The sequence below is a fragment of the Haladaptatus sp. genome (genome assembly GCF_049589095.1).
In the GTDB taxonomy this organism is placed as follows: Archaea; Halobacteriota; Halobacteria; order Halobacteriales; family Haladaptataceae; genus Haladaptatus.
Window position 1 is genome coordinate 1 of record NZ_JBAWAC010000549.1, and the last position, 3449, is coordinate 3449.

Here is a 3449-nt window from a genome sequence, read left to right on the forward strand (position 1 = left end):
ATACTGATTTCCCCGTCCGCGAGCGCCCGGCGGTCGGTTCCGACCGGGTCCTCCAGCGGTTCGGGTCGGTCCGGCCGAAGCGGGTCATAGAACTCGTCGACGAGGGCGATAGCATCACGACCGTCTCCGTCGATGTCCTCGATTCGTACGTCGAAATCGTGTGCCGGGTACGTGATTCGAACGTTCGGAGAGCCGTCCGAGACGGGGGCATTGACGTTCAGATACGTCCCCGAATCGATGGCCTCGGCGTGTTCGACGAGCGAGCGGGTGATTCGGGCCGCCTGTGCGAAGTTTTCACGGTCGAGTCGGGGGAGTGCACCATCGACGGGGTCGTAAGCCGAAACCGCGATTCCCGGGATGCCGAGGAACGCGGCTTCCTTCGCAGCCCCGACGGTCCCCGAGCGGTCGAGTTTGTGTGCGCCGAAGTTCGGCCCATCGTTACAGCCCGCAACGACGACGGCGGGATCCGTATCGAGCGTTCGGACACCGACAGCGACACAATCACAGGGAGTCCCATGAACGACGAGACCGCACTCGTGGTCGTCCACTTCGACGGTGTGGGAGTTCGACCGGCCGACCCCGCTCTGGTCCTCCGCAGGGGCGACGAGAGTCACGTCGGCGACGGTCGAAAGTTCGTCGTACAGGGCGTCGATGCCGGGCGCATCGACGCCATCGTCGTTCGTCAGGAGAACGTCCACGCGCTACCCACCACTCACTGGGGGAAAGAGCGCCAGCTCGTCGCCCGGTTCGAGCGGGGTTTTCAAGCCGTCTTCGGAGAAGACGTCAGTCCCGTTTCGGAGAACGTTGATGTGGTCTTGGAGGCGGCCATCGTCGTCCAGAACGCGATGTTCGAGTTCCGGCCGCGGCGCGAGAAGGGCGTCCAACGCGTCGCCCACGGAATCGCCCGGCTCGGCGTCCACGGGCACCTCCTTGTTGCCGGCGATCTCGGCCAGATCCGCGAAGAGTTTCCACTGCATGGTCGGTACGACGGTCGGAGACGGGAAGTGAGTTTCTTTCCCACGAAAGACCGTGGAGAAGCCAGTGAGCAAATTGGACCACGAGGGCAGTGACGACCATCGAACCGGTTTGGTTCCGGTATCCTACATAAACGCTCGGGGAAGGCGATGACGACCGAGAGGATAGTAGCCATCGCCTACGGCATCGTAGGGATACCCTGATTCCCGGCGAGTACGGGCGATCGAAGCGTTTGACCGGTGGATTCGTGATGTCGTTGGTGCGGAACGGTCGAACGGAATACTGACGGGTACCATCACGAAAACGTCCGTTCTCGTTTCGTTGTGGCGGCGTCCCGTGAATACCGTTCCGTCGATGGATGACACATCGACCATCCCATTTATCCCACCGGGCGTTGCACCCATGGTCGTATGGCGGGGGGGTTCCGACGGCGGTTCACGTCGGCACGTGTCGTGGTGTGGTTGGTAATCGGGGTCGCGCTCCTCTCGATAGCGACCGGTCTCGTCACGACGGCGACGGGATCGACCGGCGGTAGATTGTTCGGCGGACTGATTCCGGAGGCCGTCCGGCAAACGACGTCGTACACTGGAACCATCGTCGGGTTTCTGTTGCTCATCGCCGCGATGGGACTGCGGCGGGGGTTCCGCGTCGCGTGGTACGCGTGTGCCCTGTTGGTGCCGATCACCGTCCTTCACGGACTCTTACAATCGACACCGTACTCGCTTCCGCTCGTCGCCTTTGCGCTCGTGACGGTGCCCGTGTTGTTCCTCGTCCGCGGGCGATTCCAGCGGCCGATAGAACTCTCCACCGCCCAGATCGCCACCGCGGCCGCCGTCGTCGGCGCGCAGTTGTACGGCACCATCGGCGCGTACGCACTACAGGAGCAGTTCGAGAACCTCAAAACGTGGTTCGACGCATTCTACTTCACCCTGCTCACCGCCAGCACGGTCGGGTTCGGTAACACGCGCCCGATAACCCCGGTCGCACAGGCGTTCGCGATGACCGTCATCGTGTTCGGAACCGGCAGTTTCGCGGCGGCGTTGGGAGTGCTCTTCGCGCCCATCGTGCAGAACAGCTTCGCCAGCGCGCTCGGCAAATCACCCAACTCGAACATCGACCTCATGGAAGACCACCTGCTCGTCCTCGGCTACGGACACCTGCTCACGGAATCGATACTCGACGAACTCGGCGGCTCGACCGAGTACGTGGTCGTCGTGGAGGACTCCGACCTCGCGGACGAACTCCGCGAGCGGAAGGAAGTCGTCGTCCACGGCGACCCGAGCGACGAGGACGTCCTCCGACGCGTGGGAATCGACCGGGCGAAGTCGGTGCTCGTCGCCACGGAGGACGACGCCGCCGACTCGCTCGGGGTGCTGACCGCCCGACAGTTGAATTCCGATATTCGAATCGTGGCGGCGGCCACCGAACGCGAAAACGTGAACAAACTGCGTCGGGCGGGAGCGGACATCGTCGTCAGCCCGGCACTCATCGGTCGCATGTTGGTGCAGGCGGCGCTCGGTGGCGAGCACGTCGAGGAGTTGGCCGAACAGTTGTCAGGCGACGCATCGAATCGAACGCTGACGGATTTCGAGCGTTAGCCGCGGTGTACGACCGCCACGTCGCACTCGATCTCCTGCAGTCGCTCGAACGTCGGCGGCGAGATGAACCGCGATGCGGCGCTCCTGTCGGTGCTCGCCCCGATGATGATGAGGTCGTAGTGGGAATCGTTCGCGGAGAGGAATTGTAGAATTTCGTGGCGGGAGATTCGCGTCTCGAACGACCCCGAAAACGCCTCGACGAGGTCGGCGAGTGTCGATTCCGCGCTTCGCCGCTGGGATTCGCGGTCGATACAGGTGCAGACGCTCACCGTTCCGGTCTTCCCGGCGAGTCGCTGTGCGAAATCGAGCATCACGTGGGCCGTATCGCTCGCTCTCCGGACGGGAACGAGAACCCGTTTCCAATCGAGTCGGGTGGAATCAGTCGGCCCGGGTGCCGCGCCGGGACGATACACGATGGCGTCGGTTCGCCCGCGGAACAGCGTGCGGACGAACGACGAGAGTCCACCGTGTTCGTCCTCGTACGGAACGACGACGAGGTCACAGTTCTCCTCCCGGACGGTCCGCAGTATCGTCCGCGGCCGCGTTTGGTCGTCGCTCGCGACGATGACTTCACAGGCGACACCCATCCGGGTTCGAATCCGTTGGGCCTGTCGTTCGAGGGCGGTCGCCGCCTCGTCCGCCGCCTGTGTCTCGGCCTCGTCGTCGGGTTCCATGACGAGCGTCTCCGTTTCGCCTGATTCCCCGCTTCCCCTCACCTCCTCGATAGCGTCCTCGTCCACGATGTCCATGAGAACGACCTTACCGGCGTCGTGTGCTGCCGCCAGTTTCGCGGCGAACATCGCCGCCCCTTCGGCGTACTCGCCGCGCATCGGAACCAGAACGTGGTCGTCGCCGCTCGTGGACTGATACAGGTAG

At 63.8% G+C, this 3449-nt stretch carries 4 protein-coding genes; 1 reads left to right on the plus strand and 3 read right to left on the minus strand.

What is annotated here, in order from left to right; translation table 11 throughout:
• Window positions 1–698 (minus strand): 5'/3'-nucleotidase SurE (surE, locus tag WBV42_RS17310; protein WP_423987130.1); only part of this gene is annotated, 698 nt, incomplete at its 3' end.
• Window positions 699–701: 3 nt separating this feature from the next.
• On the minus strand, window positions 702–977 hold the full coding sequence (locus WBV42_RS17315; RefSeq protein WP_423987131.1) for a ubiquitin-like small modifier protein 1: 276 nt from the start codon (window positions 975–977) through the stop codon (window positions 702–704).
• Between the two features lie 408 nt (window positions 978–1385).
• Here WBV42_RS17315 and WBV42_RS17320 point away from each other — a divergent pair, with 408 nt between their 5' ends.
• A complete protein-coding gene (locus WBV42_RS17320) occupies window positions 1386–2573 on the plus strand; it encodes an NAD-binding protein (RefSeq protein WP_423987132.1) in 1188 nt (395 codons plus the stop codon).
• Here WBV42_RS17320 and WBV42_RS17325 read toward each other — a convergent pair.
• A partial coding sequence (locus tag WBV42_RS17325; RefSeq protein ID WP_423987133.1) for a universal stress protein occupies window positions 2570–3449 on the minus strand: 880 nt, incomplete at its 5' end. The genes WBV42_RS17320 and WBV42_RS17325 overlap by 4 nt on opposite strands.

What these genes read in the sequence shown, in the direction of transcription:
- WBV42_RS17315 (WP_423987131.1), bottom strand. Translation starts at nt 977, where the DNA reads ATGCAGTGGAAACTCTTCGCGGATCTGGCCGAGATCGCCGGCAACAAG.
- WBV42_RS17320 (WP_423987132.1), top strand. Translation starts at nt 1,386, where the DNA reads ATGGCGGGGGGGTTCCGACGGCGGTTCACGTCGGCACGTGTCGTGGTG.